Below are 24,529 nucleotides of genomic sequence, written 5' to 3'. Positions count from 1 at the left end.
ATTTATTACCATTCAAAGCAAAATCATAAATATAATTTGCCATTTCAGTTGCTGAAAGTGGCGCTTCATATCCTGGAAATGCTTCTTGTAACATTTCGGTATTTACTGAACCTAATGCCAAAACGTTAAACGCAATTCCTTGTTCTTTGAATTCTTCTGCCAATAATTCAGACAAAGTAATTACTGCTCCTTTACTAGAACTGTAAGCAGAAAGACCAGCAAATTTCATACTTCCTTGAATTCCTCCCATTGAACTAATCGAAACCACATGACTTCTTTTTTGTAAATAAGGCAAACAAACTCGAGTTAAATTGGCAACACCAAATACATTAACTTTATATACATTTTCAAAATCTTCTTGTGTAGTTTGAGAAAATGGTTTGCTAATTAAACTTCCTGCGTTATGAATAATCACATCAATTTTTTTCCATGAAGACGATAAGAACTTTTCAACATGAAGCAAATCATTTTCTATTGATAAATCAACCGAAAGACAAGTTATATTTGAATTTCCTATTAAATCTTGATGAATTTTTCTTGAAATTGCTAATACATTATGACCTTCTTTTGCAAATTGTAAAGCAAGTTCAAACCCAATGCCACGAGAAGTTCCTGTGATTATTATATTTTTCATTTTTTATATTATTGTCGTAAAGATAATAAAACTATAGAAATGAATTTTACTTGTAATGTTTCTTATAAAACTTAAAAGCTTGAAAAATTCCTAGACCAATAAAAACGATTGGAATTATGGCTTTCATTAAATATTTTGCCAAAAAATCAGTTTGATTTGTAACAAAATTCAATGATAAAATGAGCGTTAACATTCCGAAAAAAGTTCCAATAATTGTACCAATTATATAGAAATATTTTTTATAGCTGGATACTTCTATATATTTTCCGTTTAACAAGTACAAATTCCAACTTAGCCAAAAAGGTATTTGAATAAAATTTAGGCAACTTAAAATGACACCTACAACAAAAGGAGAATAATTAATGTATTTTTCTAAAATTGATTGATTGGAATCATCTGAACTTGCGCTGGAATAAAAAATATAAGCAAGAATAAACATAAATAGTATTGAGAATGCTTCAATAAATTTAATCAATTTTTTATTGCTAATTAATTGATTTGCGAAAAATAATGTAAAATAAATTACAAAAAACTCAATTAAAACAACACCCAATAAATAGAAAATTGTTTCGTTTAATCCGAATTTTTTATATACGTCAAAACCAACAACATTCAAATATCCTAATGGAATTGAACCAATGAAACTGATTAAAAATCCGACCAGTAAATTTTTTGTTTTTTGCATTAAAAGTTTACAATTTTATTACTTTGTTCAAGGTGCAAACGGTATTCTATCATTCCTTCTTTTCTTTTCAAAAATGGAAATCCTCGTTTATTATTTGCAACACTAATTTTATACATATAGGTTATGTGTCGCGCCAATTCTTTCCATGCAAAAAAGATAGAGTGTTTGGGATCATAAATATGGGTTGGCTCACTTCCTGCTCCATTTAACTCTACAATCGAAAAGTTTTTCCCTTTTTCTAAATCTTCCCATGTTTGATACATAACATCCAATCGTCCAAAATAAAATTCTGGAATTTCTTGACACATTGCATCAATAACGTTGGTTAATTTATTAGAAATTAAATGACTTGCATCAATAAATTTTGCACCTCGAGCATGATTTCCAAAAGGAACTAAATTTAGCTTTTCTCCTTTTGGCAATATGTCTTTCATTTTTTTGCCATATTCTTTTTGCAAAGTTTTTAATTGAAATTCAAATCTTGGATTTTGTTTAATTAATTCTTCAATTGTAGCTTTTCCGTTTCCTTGTACAATTAGAAACTCTTTGGCAACAATTCCTGTTATTTTTCCTTGTTTATCATTAGGAAAACGTACATAAAAAATTCCAACTTCATTTTCAAATGGAATTAAATCTTGAATTAAATAATCAAAATCTGCTTTAGAATGATAACTCAATAATTCATCTATAGAATTTATTTTTTTCACCGCTGAACCTCGTAAACCTATATCTGGTTTAGCAATAAAAGGAAATTTAATTTGAGAATTTTCTAGAATTGAAATTGCTTTTTCAAAAGATACTTGACCTTTAATTAATTCTGTTTTTGGGTAATATTGTTTTGGAATGATGTCATAAATTGCCTTTTTTGATTCATTCATAAATCCTCCATTTTTAATTGTAGGATTACAAGAATTAAAGAAAAAAACAGATTTGGCGCGCAAAGAATAGTAAATCCAAAGAAAATAAATTGGAATATAAACTACTTGAAAAGGCCAATATTCCCAATGTGTAAGCTTATGTATAAAAAGTTTCAAATTTAAGTTGTTATGAATGTATTTACAAAATCTTTCTCTTTTTGTAAATCGTGATGTGTGAGTATGACTTTGTTTTTTTCGATTACAGTTTGGGTAATACTCAAAGTTTTCATGATGTCATTTCTATTTATGACTAAACCATTTTCTTCATTGTTATTTTCAGTATATCTGTGAAAATTAAACATTTCTGCTTGACTAATTTCTGGTTTTGTGTCTAAAAAGTTATGAAACCAATTGGCTCTTTTTTCGCGTATTTCTTTTGGATATAATGTTGAAGATGACCAAATATGATTATGGTTTATATCTAGATTTGTTGTTTCTTTTTCAGTTTCATTCCAACGCAATTGATGCAATTTATTATCTTGAAATAGCACTAATGTAAATGGTTCAATGTTAGATAAATCTATTAATTTCCATTCTTCTATTGGTGAATTTGAACTAATAATATCTAAAACTATTAATCCTCTACTTTTTCTATAATTGGGTTTTACCTGATGTTTTTCTGAAGCACCATTTAGTAAAATTAAAACTGTAGCATTTTCTGTAATTGCATACCAAGTTCCACCAGCTTTTTGGTCTTTAGGAAATATAAGTTTTTTGTTATTTACAATGTATGTTTTAGGTTCAATAGCACTTGGTCTAAGAATTTTTTCATCGCGATTGGATGTTATGATAGCTTTTCCGTTAGAAAAAACAAAACTTACTGTGCACATTGTTTTTTGTATTCAATTGTAGAACGCGCTACACCAAAATTTTCATCTATTGTAATTGAATCATTTTGTAAAACAGCTACTTTTATTAAAGCTTGATGATGAATACAATGTTCTAAGTTATACAACAACTCTCTATTATAATTACTTTCTATCAATAATTCTTCACCGTCAACTAGTTGCTGTAAGTGTAAATTTTTATTTGGTTTGTCTAATTTATCAATTACTTCAACAATAGCTTGTTTAGCAAATAAAATGTCTGTTTGAATTAGATAATCTCTTTTTCTATCATCATAATTTATAACTCCGATTTCAAATTGATTTTCAAGACACTGAAACATTTCTATAATATGACGTGTGTGCTCACCAATTGTTGCGTTACTTAACCCAAAACATGGACAAGTATAATCGTCACTAGACAACTGGGTTAGCAAGTCAGACAATTCATTTAAAGTATTCTGAATAGAAGGAATTAACATAAATTAGTTTACTGTTTACTATTATTATTCTTGTACGAATTTAGTTTATATTTTTAATTTCAACAAATCCGGAATTTTACTTCTTTGACTATAAATTAATAACAGGCAACAAAGAAACGTAATTATTGCCAAAATAAAAAGCAGTCCGCCATCATTTTTTACAGAAATTCCTAATACAAACAAATGAGATACTATTGCTCCGGTAATTGTTCCCAATCCTAGAAGCGCTCCAACCAACATTGTTCGAGGAAAAAGCAATAAAACACATGCTAGTAACTCAACAATTCCTGTGCCAATTCTTCCGTAAGGTTCAATTCCTAAAGTGGTAAATATAAATATCGATTCTTCTGATGCTGTGAATTTAAAATACAATGTTTGCAAAAAAATTACAACTACTATTAATTTTATAATCCAAATAAATATTGGGTTTTTCATAATTATTAATTTATAGTTTTCTTCCAATTAACATTTGCTTTTTTCTTTAAATTGCTTTCATCTTTATTCCATGTTTTTAACGTATTATTGAAAAAAGCGTTGTAAAATAAATACAGTTTATTGTCAATGATTTTGAAGGTTTGTGGGTCAATTTGAACTTTTTCGCCATTTTCACCCATTGCATAAGCACACCAACCACCATATTGTGGCTCAAAACTTGCAGGGTTTTTTATAAATAAATCTTTGTTGGCTTGGCTTGAAAAATTGTAAATTACACCTTCATAAGTATATGAAAAAGTGGTTTTTCCTTTTACAGCTTTCTTTTGAGTAAAATAAGAAACCGGATCATAACCTTGAATGGCTACTTTTTTTTCTAGATTATATTGTGATAATCGTTTAGCAGATTGAGCAAAAGTTGATGCACTTACTAGTGCAATAAATAAAATTAAAATTAGTTTTTTCATTTTGATATAAATTAAGTTTATATTAAAATCACAAAGTTATTTTATAATTACGAATGAAATAGTAAGCTGGTTTACAAAAAGTCGCTTTTGTTCAATAATTAATTTAATTTATAATTTATAGATACAGTTGCAATTCCCATAAAACCTTCGCCTACTCTTTCTCCATTAGTTATTACATTAATTTCTCTTCCAAAGCCAAGAGATAATCCCCCATTAATTTTATCTGAAAAATTATATAAATATCCAGCATTTATCCATGGTTGAATTACTAAAGTATAAGTTTTTCCTTGAGTTGGCATTGCTGTATTCAAATTGTCTTTCCAATTCGTCCACATGTTCCAAGTATCTAGAGTTGCTCCAAATATAAAATTACCATTTCCATTTGGCAGATATTTTACGACTCCAAAACTGGCTCCAAAACCAGAAGCTTCTTCATAATCATTAAAATTACTATTGTCTTTTCTGTCTGCAATATTTGCTCCAATTCTAAATCTTAATGCGAAGTCTTTTTTTGTAAAAACATTGGCAGTTAGCATTGGCATAAATCCAACAGGATATTTTTGAAACTCTAACCCAAGTTCTGTTTTTTTAGTAAATTTATCTTCTGATTGTGCAAAACTAGCAATCGGAAACAAAAAGATTATAAGAAGTAATTTTTTCATAATAAAGTATTTATTCTCAAAGTTAGTTAAAAATAAATTTATAAAACAAAAAACCCTTTCAAGTATAAATTTGAAAGGGTTTTATAATTTGTAAAATTTAGTATTAAGAAACCAATCCTCTAGAAATAACTATACGTTGAATTTCTGAAGTTCCTTCATATATTTGAGTAATTTTAGAATCGCGCATCATTCTTTCTACATGATATTCTGCTACATAACCATTTCCACCGTGAATTTGAACAGCTTCATTTGCAACTTCCAAAGCGATTTCTGACGCGTATAATTTTGCCATAGCACCAGAATGTGCAATGTCTTTACCTTCATCTTTTTCGCAAGCAGCTTTCATTATTAATAATCTTGCAGCAGTAACTTTTACATACATATCTGCTAATTTAAATGCAATTGCTTGATGGTTAAAAATTTCTTTTCCAAATGCTTTTCTTTCATGAGAATATTTTAGTGCAATTTCATAAGCACCAGTTGCAATTCCTAATGCTTGTGATGCAATTCCTATTCTTCCACCATTTAAAACATTCATTGCAAATGCAAAACCAAATCCGTCTGCACCAATTCTATTTTCTTTAGGAACTTTTACATCTGAAAACATTAATGAATGTGTATCGCTTCCTCTGATTCCCATTTTCTTTTCTTTTGGTCCAATGTCAAATCCAGCCCATCCTTTTTCAACGATAAAAGCATTTATTCCTTTATGACCTTTTTCGACATCGGTTTGCGCAATTACTAAATAAGTTGAAGCAGTTGCTCCATTAGTAATCCAGTTTTTAGTTCCGTTTAATAAATAATAATCACCTTTATCAATTGCGGTAGTTTTTTGAGATGTTGCATCACTTCCTGCTTCTGGTTCAGATAGACAAAATGCTCCAATAACATCACCTTTAGCAAGAGGAACAAGATATTTCATTTTTTGTTCTTCGTTACAATATTTTTCCATTCCAGCACAAACCAATGAGTTATTAACTGACATGATAACTGCTGCCGAAGCATCTACTTTTGCAATTTCGGTTATTGCCAAAACATAAGAAACACTATCAAGACCAGAACCACCATATTTTGGATCAACCATCATGCCTAAAAAACCTAACTCAGCCATCATTTTTACTTGTTCTGTTGGAAATTTAGAATGCTCATCACGTTCAATTACTCCTGGTAACAGCTCTGAAATTGCAAAATCTTTTGCAGCTTGCTGAATCATTAATTGTTCTTCGTTTAAGTTAAAATCCATAATATATAATAAAAGTAGTTTTGTTTTTATTTAAATTTGAGCAAAAATAACGCATTTTAATTAAACTCTCAAACGTTTTCGTAAATTTAGCCAATGTTTAAAGAATCATACAATATTGTAGGTGTAATGAGTGGAACATCGCTTGATGGAATTGATTTGGCACACATTAAATTCAGTATTAAAAATGAAGTTTGGAACTATGAAATATTAGAATGTGAAACCATTTCATATGACTCTTTTTGGTTAAACAAATTAAGAAATGCAGTAGATTTTTCAATGTCGGAATTAGAATTATTAAATCAAAATTACACCAAACTTCTTGGGAAAATAATTTCAGAATTTATTCTTAATCATAAAATCAATACTATTGATGCCGTTTGCTCACACGGACACACCATTTTGCATCAACCTCAAAACGGATTTACTTTACAAATTGGAAATCTTCCTAAAATTGCAAGTTATACCAATCAAAAAGTAGTTTGTGATTTTAGAGTTCAAGATGTAAAACTTGGAGGTCAAGGCGCACCTTTGGTTCCAATTGGTGATAGAATTTTATTTTCTCAATATGATTATTGTTTAAATCTTGGAGGATTTTCTAACATTTCATTTGAACAAAATAATAAACGAATTGCTTTTGATATTTCGCCAGTAAATACAGTTTTGAATTTTTATGCCAATAAATTAGGATTAGATTATGATGATAAAGGAAACATTTCTCGTTCTGGAAAATTAAATTTTGAATTATTAAACGAATTAAACGCATTAGAATATTATAAAAAAACCTTTCCAAAATCGCTCGGATTTGAATTTGTAAAGCAAATTATTTTACCCTTAATAGAAAAATATTCAATATCCATTGAAGATAAAATGCACACATTTACCGAACATATTGCTCTTCAAACTTCTTTAGCAATAGATTGCTTTCGCCAAAACCAACAAGTCGAAAATTGCAATTTCAAACTTCTAGCAACTGGTGGAGGAACATACAATTATTTTTTAATAGAACGAATGAAATTTCACTTACCAAAAATTGAAATTGTTATTCCAGAAGCTAAAACTTTAGAATTTAAAGAAGCATTAATTTTTGGATTATTAGGTGTTTTAAAACTACGAAACGAAATTAATGTTTTAAAAAGTGTTACTGGCGCAGAAATAGATCATTCTTCTGGAAATGTATTTTGAAATTAAAAAAATTTTAAAATTGAATATTTGATTAAAATAAAGTAATACAAAACCATAATTTTATAATTGAAAGCAACAAAACTATTTATATCATTTTTTGAAAGTGAAAAAGCTGGAGGATTAGTATTGTTAATCTGCAGTGTTATTTCAATTATTTTATCCAATTCATACTTTTCAGAAAGTTATTTGGCTCTTTGGCATTATCCAATTGGAAATCATAATGCAGAATATTGGATTAATGACGGATTAATGACAATCTTTTTCTTGTTAATTGGTTTAGAATTAGAAAGAGAAATATACACAGGCGAGCTTTCAAAAATTAGTGCTGCAATATTGCCTATTTCTGGAGCTTTGGGCGGAATGTTGATTCCAGCTTTATTATATTTTGGATTTAATTTTGGAACAAATACTCAATCTGGAATAGGAATTCCGATGGCAACAGATATTGCATTTGCAATTGGAATTTTATCGTTATTAGGGAATAAAATTCCTGTTTCCCTAAAAGTATTTTTAACAGCTCTTGCAGTTATTGATGATTTAGGAGCAATTATTTTAATTGCACTTTTTTATACAAAAACCATTTATTTTTCCAATTTGCTAATTTCTTTATCAGTGTTTGGGATTTTATTAATAATGAACCGATTAAAAGTCAAAAGATTAATTTTATATTTAATTGGCGGATTTATTATGTGGTATTTTATGTTAAATTCAGGAGTACACGCAACAATAACTGGAGTTCTTTTGGCTTTTGCTATTCCATATCAAGATGGATCTGATAAAACCATATCTTATAAATTATTGCATTGGCTTCATAAACCAGTAGCATTTATTATCATTCCATTATTTGCTTTAAGCAACACAGCAATTATTCTAGGAAAAGATTGGTATAATAATTTTTCTGAATCATATTCATTAGGCATCATTTTTGGTTTAGTTATTGGAAAACCTTTGGGTATAGTGACTTTTGCTTTTTTGGCTGTTAAATTAAAACTCACCGAATTACCAAAAGAGTTGAATTGGAAAAAAATAGTAGGTGTTGGTTTTCTTGGCGGAATTGCATTTACAATGTCAATTTTTGTAACTTTATTAGCATTTGAAGACCCGAAAATAATAAATAATTCGAAGTTCATGATATTGATAGCATCATTAATTTCAGGCATAATAGGTTACGTTTGGCTTAAACAAAATTCAAAATCAAGTAATAATAAATCAATTAAATAACAATTTTTACTATATTTCGGCGTTAAAAACATTAAAACTAAGTTTATGAGTTTAGATTCTTCACCTTCTGAAAAAAGAAAATCGTTTTTAATAGCGACACTTATTTATGGCGTTTTACTAATTCTATTGTTTTTTATAAGATTTTGGCCTCCATCAGATGCAGAACTTGTTGCATTGGCTGGTGGCGGTGGCGGTGGCGGAGTTACAGTGAATTTTGGCGATACAGATTTTGGTTCAGGTGCTGATTATCAAAGTAAAGAATTGGATGTAAAAGATGTTACGAAACCTGTTCCTGCTCAAGAAACACAAGATGAAGATATTATTTCGCAAGATGATAATGCTGATAAAACCGACGTTGTTATACCAAAAAAAGAACCAGTAAAAATTATAAAACCAATTATTAAAAAAGATATAAAACCAGTTGTTATCAAACCTAAAGTGAACAGCAATACTAATGATGCTTTGGCCAACATACTAAACGGCAAAAATAAAGGTGGTGATGGAAATTCTAATACAAAAGGAAATCAAGGATCTGCAAATGGAAGTATAAATTCTAGCGGATATGGAAATGGTGGGACAGGTGGTGGAACAGGTGGTGGAAGTGGTTCTGGCAACGGAACAGGTTCTGGAAGTGGAACAGGTTCTGGAAGTGGTGGTGGAAACGGAAGCGGAAATGGCTTAGGCAACGGTTCTGGATATGCACTAAACGGAAGAAAAGCTTTAAGCAAACCGCAACCAGCTTACAATTGTAATGAAGAAGGTGTTGTAGTTGTGCAAATTACAGTAGATAAAAACGGAAATGTTGTAGATGCAAAACCTGGTGCAAGAGGAACTACAAATGCTGCGAGTTGTTTAGCATCTCAAGCAAAAATTGCCGCAATGAATACTAAATGGAGTCAAAGTCCTGATGGAACAGAAAAACAAGTTGGAACAATTAGATATAATTTTAGTCTAAAAGACTAAATGAAAATTAAAGAATCTAATATTCTTTAAGGATTAAAGATAAAAAAAATGCTTCCCAACTATGAACATGCCCCAAAAAGTTAGACACTATTTGGGGCATTTTTTATTTTAGAAAAACAGAATTGTATTACTAATAAATCAATATCAATATACTTCTATTTTGAATTATTAGTTGCAATAACAAACTTTAATTTATTCTTTACTCCTATTTGCAATATGTCTACCAAATCTTGAACCTGCAGATTAAATGGAATTCTAACCACAACCGTTTGATCTTTTGCATCACCCATTTTAGATATTAAAGTTTTTTCTAATTGATCAAAAGCAACTTCTTCTTTGTCTAAATAAAATTTTTTGTCTTCTGTTACAGATAATGAGATTTGTTGTTTATTGGTTTTCTCATTATTTTTAGATTTTGGCAATGTCATTCTTATTACGTTTGGATTTGCTAATGTTGATATAATTAAGAAAAATAAAAGCAAGAAAAACATAATATCACTAAGCGATGAAGTTGCTACCTCGGCATGAAATCGTTTATTTCGTTTTACCATTTGGTCTTTGAATTATATTAACAAAATCTAATACTTGCTTTTGAATACCAAGTGCAAAACTATCAATTTTTCCATTGAATAAGTGATAAGCAGAATAGGCAATAATACCTACAACCAATCCGGCACCAGAACTAATCATTTTTTCATACAAACCACCAGAAATGTTACCAATACTGATGTCTTCTGTTTGAGAAATACTATAGAAAATTTTAATAACTCCAGAAATAGTTCCAATAAACCCAAATGTTGGAGCTATACCAGCAATTAGTCCTAATTGACCAAGTTTTTTTTCCATTTCGCCAACTTCAATATTAGCAGCGCGTTCCATATTCGATTCTATTTCTGCAATTGGTCTTCCAATAGTTAATATTCCTTCTCGAAGGACATATCCAGATGCAGTAGAATTTCTCTCGGCTGTAGAAACAGCTAAATCAATGTTTCCAGCGTTTAAATTATCTCGAATGTCACGAATTAAATTGGGATCAATTACTGCACGTTTATTTATATAAATAAAACGTTCAATTATTAAATAAAATGTGTAAAAAAGTAAAAGTGCAATCGGAATAAGGAAAAAACCTCCTTTAAAAATAAACTCTAATACCGAAATTTCATTTGTTGCTACTGTACCTTCTATTAATGCTCCTGTAGCTTGAGCGATTGAATCATTTTGAGCTTGAAGAAAAAAGTTAATCATATAAATTATATTTTTGTATTAATTGTAAAAATAATTCCAAATTTGCACTAAAGATAAATTCTAATACAATATTAAACTACAAAATTGGTAAATTATTTTGTTTTAAGAATTTTTTATTAAAAAATAATGAACTATCAAGAAACAATAAATTGGCTTTTCACTCAATTACCTATGTATCAACAGCAAGGTGCAAGCGCCTACAAGCCAAATTTAGACAATACAATATTGCTTGCAAAACATCTAAAAAATCCTGAAATACATTTAAAATGTATTCATGTTGCTGGAACTAATGGAAAAGGTTCTACTTCACACCTTTTAGCATCTGTTTTACAAGAAGCTGGTTACAAAGTTGGTTTATATACTTCTCCACATTTAAAAAGCTTTAGAGAGCGAATAAAAATTAATGGAGAAGAAATATCAGAAGAATATATTTGTGAATTTGTAGCCAAAAACAAATCCTTTTTTGAAAAACATCAACTTAGTTTTTTTGAAATGACGGTTGGATTAGCATTTGAATATTTTGTAAAAGAAAAAACTGATATTAATATTATTGAAGTTGGCTTAGGAGGAAGATTAGATTCAACTAATATAATTACACCTTTAGTTTCAGTAATTACTAATATTGGTATTGATCATACACAATTTTTAGGTAACTCACTAGAAAGCATATCCTTTGAAAAAGCAGGAATTATAAAAGATAATATTCCTGTTGTTATTGGTGAATATACAAAAGAAACGAAAGAAGTATTTTTGGAAAAAGTTAAGAAAACAAAATCAGAAATCTATTTTGCGTCAGAATTAGTTTTAGAAACTTATCCTTCTTCACTTTTAGGAGATTATCAAATTAATAATAAAAAAACTGTTCAACAAGTTTTTAAGGTTTTAGAAAAGATACAAAATTTTAATATTACACAAGAAAATATAAAAAATGGTTTTCTAAATGTTATTACAAATACTGGACTATATGGAAGATGGCAACAAATAAACTCTAATCCTAAAGTTATATGTGACACTGCTCATAATTCTCATGGATTAAAAATTGTTTTAAATCAAATAGAAAAAGAGGACTTTGAAACTTTACATATTGTATTAGGAGTTGTAAATGACAAAGATTTGAATGAAATATTACCTTTATTTCCAAAAAAAGCAAAATATTATTTCTGTAAACCTAATGTTTTAAGAGGATTAAATGCAACCATTTTACAACAAAAAGCTGAAGATTTTCTACTAAAAGGAAAAGCATATAATTCTGTTTCAATCGCTTATCAATCTGCCTTAGAGAATTCAAATGAAAAAGACTTTATTTTTATTGGCGGAAGCACATTTGTAGTTGCAGAAATTTTATGATTTTTTTTGATTTATTTTTGTAAATCTAAAAAAGAATTATATATTTGCACTCGCAATCGGGTGATTAGCTCAGTTGGTTCAGAGCATCTCGTTTACACCGAGAGGGTCGGGGGTTCGAATCCCTCATTACCCACAAAAACTTCTTAAGAAATTAAGAAGTTTTTTTTTTATAAAAATTCTAAAGTTCGTTCAAGTGCCATTCCTCTTGATCCTTTTATTAAAATCATTTTATTATCAATATTATTCTTTATTAAATATTCTGATAATTCTTCGAATGTTTTGAAAAATTCAAAATTTTCCTTCTTAGTTTTATTTGCATAAAAATCATTTCCAACAAAAATACACTTGACATTATTCTCCTTTGATAACATTAAAGTGATTGCTTTATGTTCTTCTATACTTTCATAACCTAACTCAAACATATCTCCAATAATAAGAAGTTTATTGGTTTTATCTAATTGCAAAAAGTTTTCTAAAGCAACTTTCATGCTACTAGGATTTGCATTGTAGGCGTCAAGAATTATTTCGTTAGTTCCTTTTATTAGTAGTTGTGATCTATTGTTTTCTGGAATATAACTTTCTATTGCATGCTTTATTAACTCATTAGAAACACCAAAATAGTTTCCAATAGTAATTGCAGCATTGATGTTATTGGCGTTGTATAATCCAATTAAATTAGAATGTATTTCAGTAGTGTCAAATTGAACCATGACTAAAGGATTTGCAATCACTTTATTTATAAAAACTTCAACTTTAGAATCTATTTGGCTAAAAGTTATTCGTTTTATTTCCTTAGTTTTTTCTTCTTGAATCGAATCATCCTTATTTATAAACACTGTTTTATCTAGGTTTTTACAATAAGTATACATTTCACTTTTTCCTTTAATAACACCTTCAATTCCACCAAAACCTTCTAAATGAGCTTTTCCAAAATTTGTTATATAACAATAATCTGGTTGTGCAATAGTACACAAAAACTCAATTTCTTTTTGATGATTTGCTCCCATTTCTACAATTCCAATTTCAGTGTCTTTAGAAAAGGACAATAATGTTAAAGGAACACCTATGTGATTATTTAAATTTCCGATTGTTGCTTTAGTGTTGTATTTTTTTGATAAAACAACATTTATCAATTCTTTAGTTGTTGTTTTGCCATTGCTTCCAGTTAAGGCAATTATTGGTAACTTTAAATAACTTCTATGATATTTAGCTAACTCTTGTAATGTATTTAAACTATTGTTAACTAAAATCGTTCTTTCATCAATATAATAATCTTTATTATCGATAACAACATAAGACGCGCCTTTTTCTAGAGCTTCTTTGGCAAAAGTATTTGCATCAAAACGTTCTCCTTTAATTGCTACAAAAAAAGAATTTAATTCGATTTTTCTTGTATCAATTGAAACAGAATTACATTTAAGAAACAATTTGTGTAAGTCTTGTATATTCATTTTAAATACTATTTTAAAAACAAAAAGCCCTAATTAAAGGGCTTTTAGGTAATTTATAAAAAAAATTATTTTTTCTTTTTATTTCTTGGCGATTTTTTAGAATCAGATTTTGGACCAACTCTTGACATTGCACATCTAAAACCAATATAGTCTGTTGCCATATCTTGAGGAAAATATCTTCTTTGAGCTGGATCTAACCAATATGCTCTATCTCTCCATGAACCACCTTTGTAAACTCTAACATCATCATTTACAAGTGTTGTTCTCTTGCTTGATTTATCAAATTTACGAACCATGTTTCCAATACTATCTGTTGAAACATTATGTTTTGGAGAATCATACATTCTCTTTTCGTCTGTTAATTTAGAATTATTTTCTTCTGTATCAGAAGAACCAAAATCAAAATATCTTGTAGATTGTTTATCTCCATCTCTATAGTTTCTTTCGTCACTTTTATCAAAGTTTTGTCTTAAATAAGTTTCATTATCATCAACAGGAACTTGAGCAATTTGACCAATAAAGTTTCTTGCAACAACTTTACCATTAGGCAATGTGTCAAAAGTTTGAGTATCCTGAACTATTAATTCAACTTTACCATCTTCACCTATTTTATTTTTCATGTAAACATTACCTCTAAAATAGTTGAAATCATTAGCTTCGTCATCAACAATAGGTCTGTAAACGTCGGCAACCCATTCTGATACATTTCCAGCCATATCGTATAATCCAAAATCATTTGGAGGATAAGATTTAACTTTGTTTGTAATATCTGCTCCATCATCAGACCAACCAGCTATTCCTCCATAATCACCTTTACCTTGTTTAAAGTTGGCTAATTGATCACCTTTTATAGCTCTTTTTCCAGAACGAGTATAACTACCAGACCATGGATATTTCTTTTGACCTTTGTAAACATTATATTCTCTTTGTCCAACATCTGCGGCAGCTGCATATTCCCATTCTGCCTCAGTTGCAAGTCTATATTCTGGCAATATTAATCCAGAAGTTCTTTGAGCATAAACGTTTTTAGCTTCTTGAGATTCACCTTTAGAGTTTTTAGTTCCACCTTTTCCAGCAGCTTTAGAACCTCTTCTTCCTTTTAGTACAACTTCTTCGTTACCACCAAAAGTTTTTGTTGGTGCAGCAAGATAAGTTTCAGTATCAAAAGTAGCATCAGCTTTTACATCTACAACTTTAGCATCTTTTTTCAAAAATCCTTCTCTTTCAAGAACAGATTCATTAACACGATTTGTTCTCCATTTAGAAAATTCAGTTGCTTGAATCCAATTTACACCAACAACTGGATATTCTGCATAAGCAGGATGTCTTAAGTAATTGTTAGTCATTGTTTCGTTATAACCCAAACGGTTTCTCCAAACTAATGTGTCTGGTGAAGCACCTTCATAAATGTTTTTGTAGTTTTCTTCTTCTGGAGGAAAAACTCTTTTTAACCAATCTAAGTATTCCATATACATTAAATTAGTTACTTCAGTTTCATCCATATAAAAGGATTGAACGTGTTGTTGATTTGGTGTATTGTTCCAATCATGCATTGGATCATCTTGAACTTTACCCATTGTAAATGTTCCACCTTCAACTAATACTAAACCTGGACCAGTTTCTTGCTTTTTAAACTTAGAAGCATATTGAAAACCTCCTTTTTTGTCGTTAATTTTCCATCCTGTAGCTTTAGATCCGCTTTTAGAGCTAGACTTTTTACTGCAACTAGAAAAACCAACTATTATTACTACCATTAGTAATAATTTGATCGTCATAAATTTGTTTACTTTCATAATCTTAGTAGGTAAAATTTCGAGGCGCAATATAGTAAATTACTATTAATTTGCAACATCTTTTTAAATTTATTATTAAAATTCAATTTACAGATTTTATAGATTGATAACGTTAACTAATATATTTTATTGTAAAGATGATTAATAATATATAATTTTACATTTTTATACTATTACTAAATTTATTGCGTTACATATTATTGATGAAAAAAATTTCTATTTTTATTTTTTTGCTTTTTAGCGTCTTTTCTTTTAGTCAAGTAAGAGAAAATATTACTATTGAATGGAACGAAAATATTTCCTATCAGTATGGAGATTACTCTGTTAAAATACCACAGTTTAGTATGGTTAATTTTAATTATAATAATTATACTAAAGAAATTTTATATACTTATAAGAAAAAAAACACTTCATATATAGATGAAAACTCTCTTCAAATAACAAATATTATATTTGAAACTATTGATGAAATTAAGCTTGGCGATTTAAACAAATCTTTAATTCCTAACACTATAAAAGCAAGCATAAAAAACAGTATTGCTAGAGATGAAATTTCAGTTATTTTAAATGTATCACCTATAATAAAAGAAGGAAATACATATAAAAAAATAAAATCATTTACATATAATTATTCAAATTCATCTAGAATTAACAATTCAACCAGCAGTGTAGCCGCTATTTCTAACTCTGTATTGAGTTCTGGCAAATGGTATCGTTTTTATATCGAAAAGTCTGGAGTTTATAAAATATCTAAATCTTTTTTAGAAAGTTTGGGCGTTAAAACATCTGGTTTAAATCCGAAAAGTATTAAAATATTTGGAAGTGGCGGAAAAATGGTTCCGTTAAGCAATAATGCAATTTACCCTATAGATTTATCCGAAAATGCTATTCAAGTAATTGGTGAAGAAGACAATGCATTTGACTCTAATGACTATGTTTTATTTTATGGTGAAGGACTTGATAATTGGAGCAATGAAAACAAAACAAATTTAAATTTATACAGTAAAAAAGCATATTATTATGTAACTACTGATGGTGGTGATGGAAAAAGAATATTAGATTTATCACAACCAACTGGAAGTGCAACAACCTCTATTAACACGTTTGACGATATTAAATTTCATGAAGAAGATTTAAACAATATTGCAAAAATTGGTAGAGTTTGGTTTGGAGAATCTTTTAGTTCTAATAATGAACAAGAATTTATTCTACCATTTGAAAACATTGTAACTTCATCACAAGCAAAGGTTGAGATTCATGTTGGCGGAAACTCATTTGTGCAAACTAAATTTGATGTGAACATAAACAGTCAAGAATTGAGTCCTATTATTCTTAACGCTGTTGTATTAAATACTGGAATCGAAGCATCACATAATACTTTAATTACAAATGTAAGTGCTGCCGAAGAGTTTACAGTAAAATTAAATTTTGATAATGGTGGTGTTCCTGCATCCAAAGGTTTTTTAGACTATATAATTATTAGAGCCAAAAGAAATTTAACTGGAAACAACAAGCAGTTTAGATTTCAATATAATGATGCAAGTACTTTAACAGGAATTGGCGAATATTCTATAACCAATGCTTCATCACTATCTCAAATTTGGGATATTACTGATATTTATAATACTTCAAAAGTCACAAACTCTGGAGCAAGTACAATTTCATTTAAATCTAATTTAGGTGAAACTAGAAATTATATTGCAGTTGATACCAATGACTATTATACACCACTGAAAGAATCAAAACCAGCAGTTGCAAATCAAGATTTAAAAGGAACAATTTTTAATGATGCAGCAGGAAATTTTAAAGATATTGATTATTTAATTGTAACACCAAGCGCATTTAATTCTCAAGCAGAAAAGTTGGCCAATTTTCATAGAAACTATTCTGGTCTTAATGTAAAAGTTGTAAATCTAGAAATGATTTATCATGAATTTTCATCAGGAAAGCAAGATATTGCAGCTATTAGAAATTTTGTAAAATATGTTTATGATAATCCAAGTGTTACTAGTAAAAGAATTAAATACTTAAATCTTTTTGGTGATGCATCATTCGATTTTAAAGACAGAATCTCTAACAATACTAATTTTGTACCTATTTATCATTCAACCAATAGTTATACCTCTGGCGAAAGTTCGTTTGCATCTGATGATTTCTTTGGATTAATGAACACTAATGAAGGTGATGTTGAAATAACAAATGGTGGTGTTGATATTGCAGTTGGAAGAATGATTGTTTCATCGACAAAACAAGCTGATGAAATGGTTAATAAAATTATTGAATATCATGATTTAAAATCTTATGGAAGTTGGAGAAATAATTATGTTTCTATTTCTGATGATTCAGACAAACCATCTGATATTACATTACAATCGCGTCAAAATAGTTTAACAGACTCAATTCATCAACAAAAACCATTTATAAATTATAAAAAAATACTTTTAGATGCATATCAACAAGTTACTTCTGCAGGAGGAAATCGTTATCCAAAGGCAAAAGAAGATATAAGAAATGCTTTTGAAAATGGTTCTTTAGTATTTAATTATCTTGGTCATGGTGGCGAAGATGGATTGACAGGAGAACGAATTTGGGATAAATTTGATGGTTCAAATTTCAATAATAGGTTTCGCTATCCATTATTCATAACATTAACTTGCGAATTTTCTAGGTTTGACAATCCGCTAAGACCAACTGCTGGCGAATATACTTATTGGAATCCGGTTGGTGGTGCTATTTCAATGATAACTACAATTCGTTCAATAGGACAAGGTTCTGCGGAAAATTTTAATGATGTGCTTTCTGAAAAGCTTTTTTCTTATGATTCAGATGAATACCCATCAATTGCTGAAGCATTGCGATTGGCTAAAAATGCAAGTTTCAATAATTCTTCTACAAGAGTCGTTTTTTTACTTGGTGATCCTGCATTGATGCTTGCAATAGCAAAACCAAGAATTGTATTAACTAAAGTGAATGACATTCCAATTAATCAACCTTTTGTAGATTTTCAAGCTCTTGCTTATGTAAAATTATCAGGTGAAGTTCAAGACGGAATTGGAAATTTTCTACCATCATATAATGGTGAGATGTCTGTAAATATTTTTGATAAAAACTATCTAAAAACTACCTTCAATAATGATAATAATAGTCCTCCAATAACATTTACTAGTCTTGGTGAAACCATTTTTAGAGGAAATGCATCTGTAAATAATGGATTATTTGAATTTGGATTTGTAGTTCCAAAAGACATAAAAATTCCTATTGGAAACGGAAGAATAAGTTTTTATTCAAAACGAAATACTATTTTATTGGATAAAACAGGTTATAATACAGACATAAAAGTTGGTGGTGTAAACACAAATGCTGTTGCAGATACAACTCCACCAAAACTTCGTTTATACATGAATGATGAAACATTTATTGATGGAGGAATTACTAATCAATCACCATTTTTTCTTGCTTTTCTAGAAGATGAGCATGGAATTAATACTTCAAGCGGAATTGGTCATGATATGGTAGCTATTCTTGACGGAGATGAAAACAATCCATACATATTAAATGATTATTATGAAACCGAATTAGATGATTATACCAAAGGAAAAGTAAGATTTCCATTTAGAAATTTATCATTAGGATTGCATACAATTACTTTCAAAGCTTGGGATGTATATAACAATTTTATTTCTGCGGATATTAGATTTATTGTTGTAGGTGATGAATCAGTAACATTACAAAATGTATTAAATTATCCAAACCCATTTGTAAGTTATACACAATTTTGGTTCACACACAACAGACCATTTGAACCACTTGATGTTCAGGTTCAAATAATCACTATTACTGGTAAAATTGTAAAAACTATAAATCAATCTGTAATGACCGAAGGATTTTTATCTAGAGATATTTCATGGGACGGAAAAGATGATTTTGGCGATAAAATTGGAAAAGGTGTTTATATATATAAGCTAATTGTTAAATCAACATTAACAAATAAAACATCAGAAAAGATTGAAAAACTTGTAATACTTTAATAAAATACTATATTTGTTTAATTATATTTTGAAATTTAAAATGAAATCAAAGATTCAAGAATACCAAAAAAATAATATCACAAGCATGAGTAAAAAAATTTCAATATTTTTATTACTTCTTGCTACAACACAAATTATTAAAGCCCAAGATAGAGTAATAACTACAGGAGTTCCATTTTTATTAGTTGCTGCAGATGCACGAGCTGCTGGTTTAGCTGACCAAGGAGTTGCTACATCCGCAGATAATTATTCGCAACAATGGAACCCAGCAAAATATGCATTTGCACTAGACAAGCAAGGATTTTCTGTAAGTTACACACCCTATTTGACACAGCTTGTTAATGATATATCTTTAGGACAATTAAATTATTATAATAGAATAAACGAAAGAAGTGCCTTTGCAGGAAGTTTGCGTTATTTTGGACTTGGTGAAATAGAATTAAGACAAAATTTTGATGATGTTGCAAATATTGTAAAACCAAATGAGTTGGCTGTAGATGCGTCGTATTCATTAAAACTAAGTGAAAGATTTTCAATGGCTGTAGCTGGAAGATACATTCGCTCTAATTTAAAAATTGCCGATGCAAATACCGATGCAAAACCAGGAAGTACTTTTGCAGTAGATGTTGCAGGGTTTTTTCAATCGGAAGAAATTGCTTTCAATGAATTTAATGGAAAATATCGTTTGGGATTTAATTTTCAGAATTTAGGCCCAAAAATAAGTTATGATAATGATGAATTTAGCACCAATTTTTTACCTGCAAATTTAAGATTAGGTGGTGGATTTGATTTTATTTTAGATGAATATAATAGAGTTTCAACAAGTGTTGAGTTTGCAAAACTATTAGTTCCAACACCACAAGATCCAGATTTAGATGGTGATGGCACAATTACAGTAGATGAAAGAAATCAAAACAATGAAAATTACAGAAGAATAAGTTGGGTTTCTGGAATATTTAAATCTTTTGGTGATGCACCAGATGGTTTTAGTGAAGAATTAAAAGAGTTTACTTATTCAGTTGGAGCCGAATATTTATATCAAGATTCCTTTGCAATGCGATTAGGGTATTTTAATGAAAGTCCACTAAAAGGTGCTAGAAGATTTTTCTCATTAGGAGCTGGTTTTAAATATAACGTTGTAAAAATAGATGTCTCTTATTTATTTTCTGCTTCTAAAGTTAAAAACCCATTAGAAAACACTCTTCGATTTTCGCTAACATTTAATTTTGGTGACAAATATGATGAATATTAAAAATTAATAAATTTTATAACAATCCAAATTTCTTTTAAGGAATTTGGATTTTTTTTCCGATATAATTTAAAGAAAAAACAACTAAATAAGAATGAAAGAAATTACTTTTAACACTATAATTTCGGTTTTTAACGGAATTGATAATTTACCTGCAGAAGTTCAGTCTTTAATGAATTTAGCCATTGAAACACGAAAAAATGCTTATGCACCGTATTCAAAATTCAGAGTTGGCGCTGCCATATTATTAGACAACGGAAAAATTGTTTTAGGATCTAATCAAGAAAACGCAGCTTATCCTTCTGGACTTTGCGCAGAACGAGTTGCAATTTTTCAAGCTGGAGCAATTTATCCAAATTCTAAAATAGTAAAATTAGCAATAACTGCTGCATCAGACACTAATCCGACAAAATCCCCAATTCCACCATGTGGTTCATGTAGGCAATCAATTGCTGAATATGAATTTAAACAAGATTTACCAATTGAAATTTATTTTATGGGTGAAACTGGAGAAGTTTACAAATCAAACTCTATTAATAATTTATTGCCTTTTTCATTTGACAAAACATCTTTATAAACTAAAACGATGTAGTTACAATTTTTATATATTCATTTAGTAAAAAACTATAATTTCATTCTTATAAATTTTTACTTCTACTATCAATATCATACTTTTGCATTTGAACATTTAGAAAAGCAAATTTTTTAAAATTAATTTGCATCACAGATTAAATAATCATTAGTCATAATAGATTTACAAACAATGAAACCAATTACAAAAGAAACTTATCTAAAATGGTATGAAGACATGCAATTTTGGAGAAAATTTGAAGACAAATTAGCAGCAGTTTACATTCAACAAAAAGTTAGAGGATTTTTACACCTATACAATGGTCAAGAAGCAGTTCTTGCAGGAGCAATTCACGCAATGGATTTGTCTAAAGATAAAATGATTACTGCCTATAGAAATCACGTTCAACCAATTGCAATGGGAGTTGATCCTCACAGAGTAATGGCAGAATTGTATGGTAAAGTAACAGGAACATCTAAAGGAATGGGTGGTTCAATGCACATATTTTCTAAAGAAAAAGGATTTTTTGGAGGTCACGGAATCGTTGGAGCACAAATTCCAGTTGGAGCAGGAATGGCATTTGCCGATAAATATTTTGAAACTGGTGGTGTAACTTTAACCTATTTTGGAGATGGTGCAGCACGTCAAGGTTCACTTCACGAAGCATTCAATATGGCAATGTTATGGAAACTTCCAGTAGTATTTATTTGTGAAAACAATGGCTATGCAATGGGAACATCTGTAGAAAGAACTGCTAATCATACTGATATTTGGAAACTTGGTTTAGGATATGAAATGCCTTGTGGTCCTGTAGATGGAATGAATCCTGTGAAAGTTGCTGAAGCAATGCACGAGGCTATAGATAGAGCAAGAAGAGGAGATGGACCTACTTTCTTAGAAATGAAAACATATAGATATAGAGGACATTCTATGTCTGACGCACAATTATATCGTTCTAAAGATGAAATAGAAGAATATAAAAAAATAGATCCAATAACACAAGTATTAGATATTATTTTAGAAAAAAAATATGCAACTGAAGCAATTATTGAAGCAATTGATGAAAGAGTTAAAGCTTTGGTAGAAGAATGTGTAACTTTTGCAGAAGATTCTCCATTTCCTGAAGTTCAACAATTATATGATGTTGTTTACGAACAAGAAAACTATCCATTTATTCCCCACAAACTATAATCAATTATGGCAAAAATAATCACGATGCCTCGTTTGAGTGATACTATGACAGAAGGTGTAGTAGCAAAATGGCTTAAAAAAGTGGGCGACAAAATAAATGAAGGAGATATCCTTGCAGAAATAGAAACAGATAAAGCAACAATGGAATTTGAATCATTCAATTCTGGAACTCTTTTACACATTGGAATTCAAGAAGGAGAATCAGCACCAGTTGATTCTTTACTTGCAATAATTGGTTCAGAAGGTGAAGATATAACTCCATTATTACATCTAGGAAAACCATCTTCAATAGAGCCAAAAGTTAATACTACAATTGTTGAAGATAAAAAAGAAGTTAATTCAACAATCAATCAAACAGTTACAACCACTTTGCCAAAAGGAGTTGTTGTAGTTACTATGCCACGTTTAAGTGATACAATGATTGATGGTACAGTTGCAACTTGGTTAAAAAAAGTAGGTGATACAGTTAATGAAGGAGAGATTCTTGCAGAAATTGAAACGGATAAAGCTACAATGGAATTTGAATCTTTTAATTCTGGAACTTTATTGTTTATTGGTGTAAATGAAGGAGAAACTGCTCCTGTTGACAGTGTTTTAGCAATTATAGGACCTACTGGAACTGATATTACAGGCATTGCTGAAAACTATAAAAATGGTGGTAGTACCTCTACTGTAAAAGAAGTAGTAAGAACTGAAATTTCAAATGAAAAATCAGAAAATTCACTTCAAATTATTACAGATGGAAAAAGGATTTTTATTTCTCCTCTAGCTAAGAAAATTGCTGAAGAAAAAGGTATAAATATTTCTCAAGTAAAAGGATCCGGAGAAAATGGACGTATTGTTAAAAGTGATATCGAAAAATTTACAACATCACCACAAGTTTTCACACCAAATGTAGTTGAAGAACAAACTGCAACCAACTATCAGCAACCTGCAATGGTAAAACCTTTTATTCCAGCTGGAGAAATTTTTACTGAAGAAATTAAAAATTCGCAAATGCGTAAAATCATTGCGAAAAGATTGTCTGAATCAATATTCACCGCGCCTCATTTTTATTTAACTATAGAAATAATGATGGATGAAGCAATGAAATCGAGAATAGTTATTAATACTATGCCTGACACTAAAGTTTCATTTAATGATATGGTTATTAAATCTTGTGCTATGGCTTTGAAAAAACATCCAAAAGTAAATTCTCAATGGAGAGAAGATGCAACTATAATTAATCATCACGTTAACATTGGTGTTGCTGTTGCTGTAGAAGATGGATTAGTCGTTCCAGTTTTAAGATTTACAGACCAGTTAAGTTTATCTCAAATTGGTGCAAATGTTAAAGATCTTGCTTTAAGAGCAAAAAATAAAAAATTACAACCATCTGAAATGGATGGAAGTACATTCACTGTTTCTAATTTAGGAATGTTTGGTATAACTGAATTTACATCAATAATAAATCAACCTAATTCAGCCATTTTATCAGTTGGTGCAATTGCTGAAAAACCAATTGTAAGAAATGGACAAATAGTTGTAGGAAACACTATGAAAGTAACTTTAGCTTGCGATCATCGTACTGTTGATGGTGCAACTGGAGCTCAATTTCTTCAAACTTTAAAGCTTTATTTAGAAAACCCAGTAACAATGTTAGCATAATATTTGTTTACAATAAATTTATATAATCCTATTTCATTCACTTGAAATAGGATTTTTTTTATATTTTATAATATTATTTTTAAAACAACATCACCTTTTTTTTAAAAATTAAAATTAGAATTTAAAACCAAAACAGGAGGAATTAAAAAACAAAAAACCCTTCATCTTTGATGAAGGGTTTTTAAAAGAAAGGCGACGACATACTCTCCCACAAATTGCAGTACCATCTGCGCAGGCGGGCTTAACTTCTCTGTTCGAGATGGGAAGAGGTGAGCCCCGCCGCAATAACCACCTT

General features: G+C 29.4%; 22 protein-coding genes, 1 tRNA gene and 1 rRNA gene. 10 read left to right on the top strand and 14 right to left on the bottom strand.

Translation table 11 applies throughout. The features are described from left to right. The 9 genes from ACH2BO_RS03370 to ACH2BO_RS03330 all read right to left on the bottom strand — a co-directional run. Window positions 1–634: SDR family NAD(P)-dependent oxidoreductase (locus ACH2BO_RS03370; protein WP_395043345.1), on the bottom strand; the 634-nt coding region annotated here is incomplete at its 3' end. 46 nt (window positions 635–680) lie between these two features. Further along, window positions 681–1,319: a hypothetical protein gene (locus tag ACH2BO_RS03365; protein ID WP_395043344.1), complete on the bottom strand. Its 639-nt coding sequence runs from the start codon at window positions 1,317–1,319 to the stop codon at window positions 681–683. Next, window positions 1,319–2,353, bottom strand: a complete 1,035-nt coding sequence (locus ACH2BO_RS03360; protein ID WP_395043343.1) for a D-alanine--D-alanine ligase — start codon at window positions 2,351–2,353, stop codon at window positions 1,319–1,321. The genes ACH2BO_RS03365 and ACH2BO_RS03360 overlap by 1 nt, the downstream gene beginning before the upstream one ends. Window positions 2,354–2,355: 2 nt before the next feature. Beyond that, entirely contained in the window at window positions 2,356–3,066 is a 711-nt protein-coding gene (locus ACH2BO_RS03355) for an NRDE family protein (RefSeq protein WP_395043342.1), read from the bottom strand. Beyond that, entirely contained in the window at window positions 3,054–3,542 is a 489-nt protein-coding gene (locus tag ACH2BO_RS03350; RefSeq protein ID WP_395043341.1) for a DinB family protein, read from the bottom strand. The genes ACH2BO_RS03355 and ACH2BO_RS03350 overlap by 13 nt, the downstream gene beginning before the upstream one ends. A gap of 45 nt (window positions 3,543–3,587) precedes the next feature. Beyond that, a complete protein-coding gene (locus tag ACH2BO_RS03345; RefSeq protein WP_395043340.1) occupies window positions 3,588–3,977 on the bottom strand; it encodes a DoxX family protein in 390 nt (129 codons plus the stop codon). A 5-nt stretch (window positions 3,978–3,982) separates the two neighbouring features. Next, entirely contained in the window at window positions 3,983–4,441 is a 459-nt protein-coding gene (locus tag ACH2BO_RS03340) for a YHS domain-containing (seleno)protein (RefSeq protein ID WP_395043339.1), read from the bottom strand. Window positions 4,442–4,539: 98 nt separating this feature from the next. After that, window positions 4,540–5,103 (bottom strand): hypothetical protein, encoded by a 564-nt coding sequence (locus ACH2BO_RS03335; protein ID WP_395043338.1) that lies wholly within the window; start codon window positions 5,101–5,103, stop codon window positions 4,540–4,542. 103 nt (window positions 5,104–5,206) lie between these two features. Then, window positions 5,207–6,346: an acyl-CoA dehydrogenase family protein gene (locus ACH2BO_RS03330; RefSeq protein ID WP_395043337.1), complete on the bottom strand. Its 1,140-nt coding sequence runs from the start codon at window positions 6,344–6,346 to the stop codon at window positions 5,207–5,209. 93 nt (window positions 6,347–6,439) lie between these two features. Here ACH2BO_RS03330 and ACH2BO_RS03325 point away from each other — a divergent pair, with 93 nt between their 5' ends. The 3 genes from ACH2BO_RS03325 (at window position 6,440) to ACH2BO_RS03315 (ending at window position 9,712) form a co-directional block, all read left to right on the top strand. Continuing rightward, window positions 6,440–7,528, top strand: a complete 1,089-nt coding sequence (locus ACH2BO_RS03325; RefSeq protein WP_395043336.1) for an anhydro-N-acetylmuramic acid kinase — start codon at window positions 6,440–6,442, stop codon at window positions 7,526–7,528. A 66-nt stretch (window positions 7,529–7,594) separates the two neighbouring features. Then, a complete protein-coding gene (nhaA, locus tag ACH2BO_RS03320) occupies window positions 7,595–8,749 on the top strand; it encodes a Na+/H+ antiporter NhaA (protein WP_395043335.1) in 1,155 nt (384 codons plus the stop codon). 45 nt (window positions 8,750–8,794) lie between these two features. Then, window positions 8,795–9,712, top strand: coding sequence for an energy transducer TonB (locus ACH2BO_RS03315; protein WP_395043334.1), 918 nt, complete (start codon window positions 8,795–8,797; stop codon window positions 9,710–9,712). A gap of 155 nt (window positions 9,713–9,867) precedes the next feature. Here the strand turns inward: ACH2BO_RS03315 and ACH2BO_RS03310 are convergent, their stop codons facing one another. Further along, entirely contained in the window at window positions 9,868–10,263 is a 396-nt protein-coding gene (locus ACH2BO_RS03310) for an ExbD/TolR family protein (RefSeq protein ID WP_395043333.1), read from the bottom strand. Further along, entirely contained in the window at window positions 10,247–10,957 is a 711-nt protein-coding gene (locus ACH2BO_RS03305) for a MotA/TolQ/ExbB proton channel family protein (RefSeq protein ID WP_395043332.1), read from the bottom strand. The genes ACH2BO_RS03310 and ACH2BO_RS03305 overlap by 17 nt, the downstream gene beginning before the upstream one ends. Window positions 10,958–11,083: 126 nt before the next feature. On the opposite strand from ACH2BO_RS03305, the gene ACH2BO_RS03300 reads away from it, so the two are divergent. Both ACH2BO_RS03300 and ACH2BO_RS03295 read left to right on the top strand, forming a co-directional pair. Then, window positions 11,084–12,304 carry a bifunctional folylpolyglutamate synthase/dihydrofolate synthase gene (locus tag ACH2BO_RS03300; RefSeq protein ID WP_395043331.1) on the top strand — a complete coding sequence of 407 codons (1,221 nt, stop codon included), beginning with the start codon at window positions 11,084–11,086 and terminating at the stop codon, window positions 12,302–12,304. A gap of 58 nt (window positions 12,305–12,362) precedes the next feature. Next, a tRNA-Val gene (locus ACH2BO_RS03295) sits at window positions 12,363–12,437 on the top strand. A gap of 34 nt (window positions 12,438–12,471) precedes the next feature. On the opposite strand, the gene murF is transcribed toward ACH2BO_RS03295, so the two are convergent. Continuing rightward, the gene (murF, locus tag ACH2BO_RS03290) at window positions 12,472–13,755 is read right to left on the bottom strand and encodes a UDP-N-acetylmuramoyl-tripeptide--D-alanyl-D-alanine ligase (RefSeq protein ID WP_395043330.1); all 1,284 of its coding nucleotides are present in this window, start codon (window positions 13,753–13,755) and stop codon (window positions 12,472–12,474) included. 65 nt (window positions 13,756–13,820) lie between these two features. Continuing rightward, window positions 13,821–15,548 (bottom strand): gliding motility lipoprotein GldJ, encoded by a 1,728-nt coding sequence (gene gldJ, locus ACH2BO_RS03285; protein WP_395043329.1) that lies wholly within the window; start codon window positions 15,546–15,548, stop codon window positions 13,821–13,823. A 203-nt stretch (window positions 15,549–15,751) separates the two neighbouring features. Between gldJ and porU the strand changes: the two genes are divergently transcribed. The 5 genes from porU (at window position 15,752) to ACH2BO_RS03260 (ending at window position 24,234) form a co-directional block, all read left to right on the top strand. Then, a complete protein-coding gene (gene porU, locus ACH2BO_RS03280; RefSeq protein ID WP_395043328.1) occupies window positions 15,752–19,576 on the top strand; it encodes a type IX secretion system sortase PorU in 3,825 nt (1,274 codons plus the stop codon). A gap of 40 nt (window positions 19,577–19,616) precedes the next feature. Further along, complete coding sequence (porV, locus tag ACH2BO_RS03275) at window positions 19,617–20,828, top strand: type IX secretion system outer membrane channel protein PorV (RefSeq protein WP_395043327.1); 1,212 nt, start codon at window positions 19,617–19,619, stop codon at window positions 20,826–20,828. Between the two features lie 91 nt (window positions 20,829–20,919). After that, a complete protein-coding gene (gene cdd, locus ACH2BO_RS03270) occupies window positions 20,920–21,402 on the top strand; it encodes a cytidine deaminase (protein WP_395043326.1) in 483 nt (160 codons plus the stop codon). A gap of 186 nt (window positions 21,403–21,588) precedes the next feature. Beyond that, window positions 21,589–22,587, top strand: coding sequence for a pyruvate dehydrogenase (acetyl-transferring) E1 component subunit alpha (pdhA, locus tag ACH2BO_RS03265; protein WP_395043325.1), 999 nt, complete (start codon window positions 21,589–21,591; stop codon window positions 22,585–22,587). A 6-nt stretch (window positions 22,588–22,593) separates the two neighbouring features. Continuing rightward, window positions 22,594–24,234: a 2-oxo acid dehydrogenase subunit E2 gene (locus tag ACH2BO_RS03260; protein ID WP_395043324.1), complete on the top strand. Its 1,641-nt coding sequence runs from the start codon at window positions 22,594–22,596 to the stop codon at window positions 24,232–24,234. Between the two features lie 187 nt (window positions 24,235–24,421). Here ACH2BO_RS03260 and rrf read toward each other — a convergent pair. Then, a 5S ribosomal RNA gene (gene rrf / locus ACH2BO_RS03255) occupies window positions 24,422–24,529 on the bottom strand.

Origin of the sequence: Flavobacterium sp. (assembly GCF_043773265.1) — a bacterium.
Taxonomy (GTDB): Bacteria; Bacteroidota; Bacteroidia; order Flavobacteriales; family Flavobacteriaceae; genus Flavobacterium.
The sequence above is the reverse complement of the archived record's forward strand: the minus strand, read 5'-3'. Positions and strand labels throughout refer to the sequence as shown.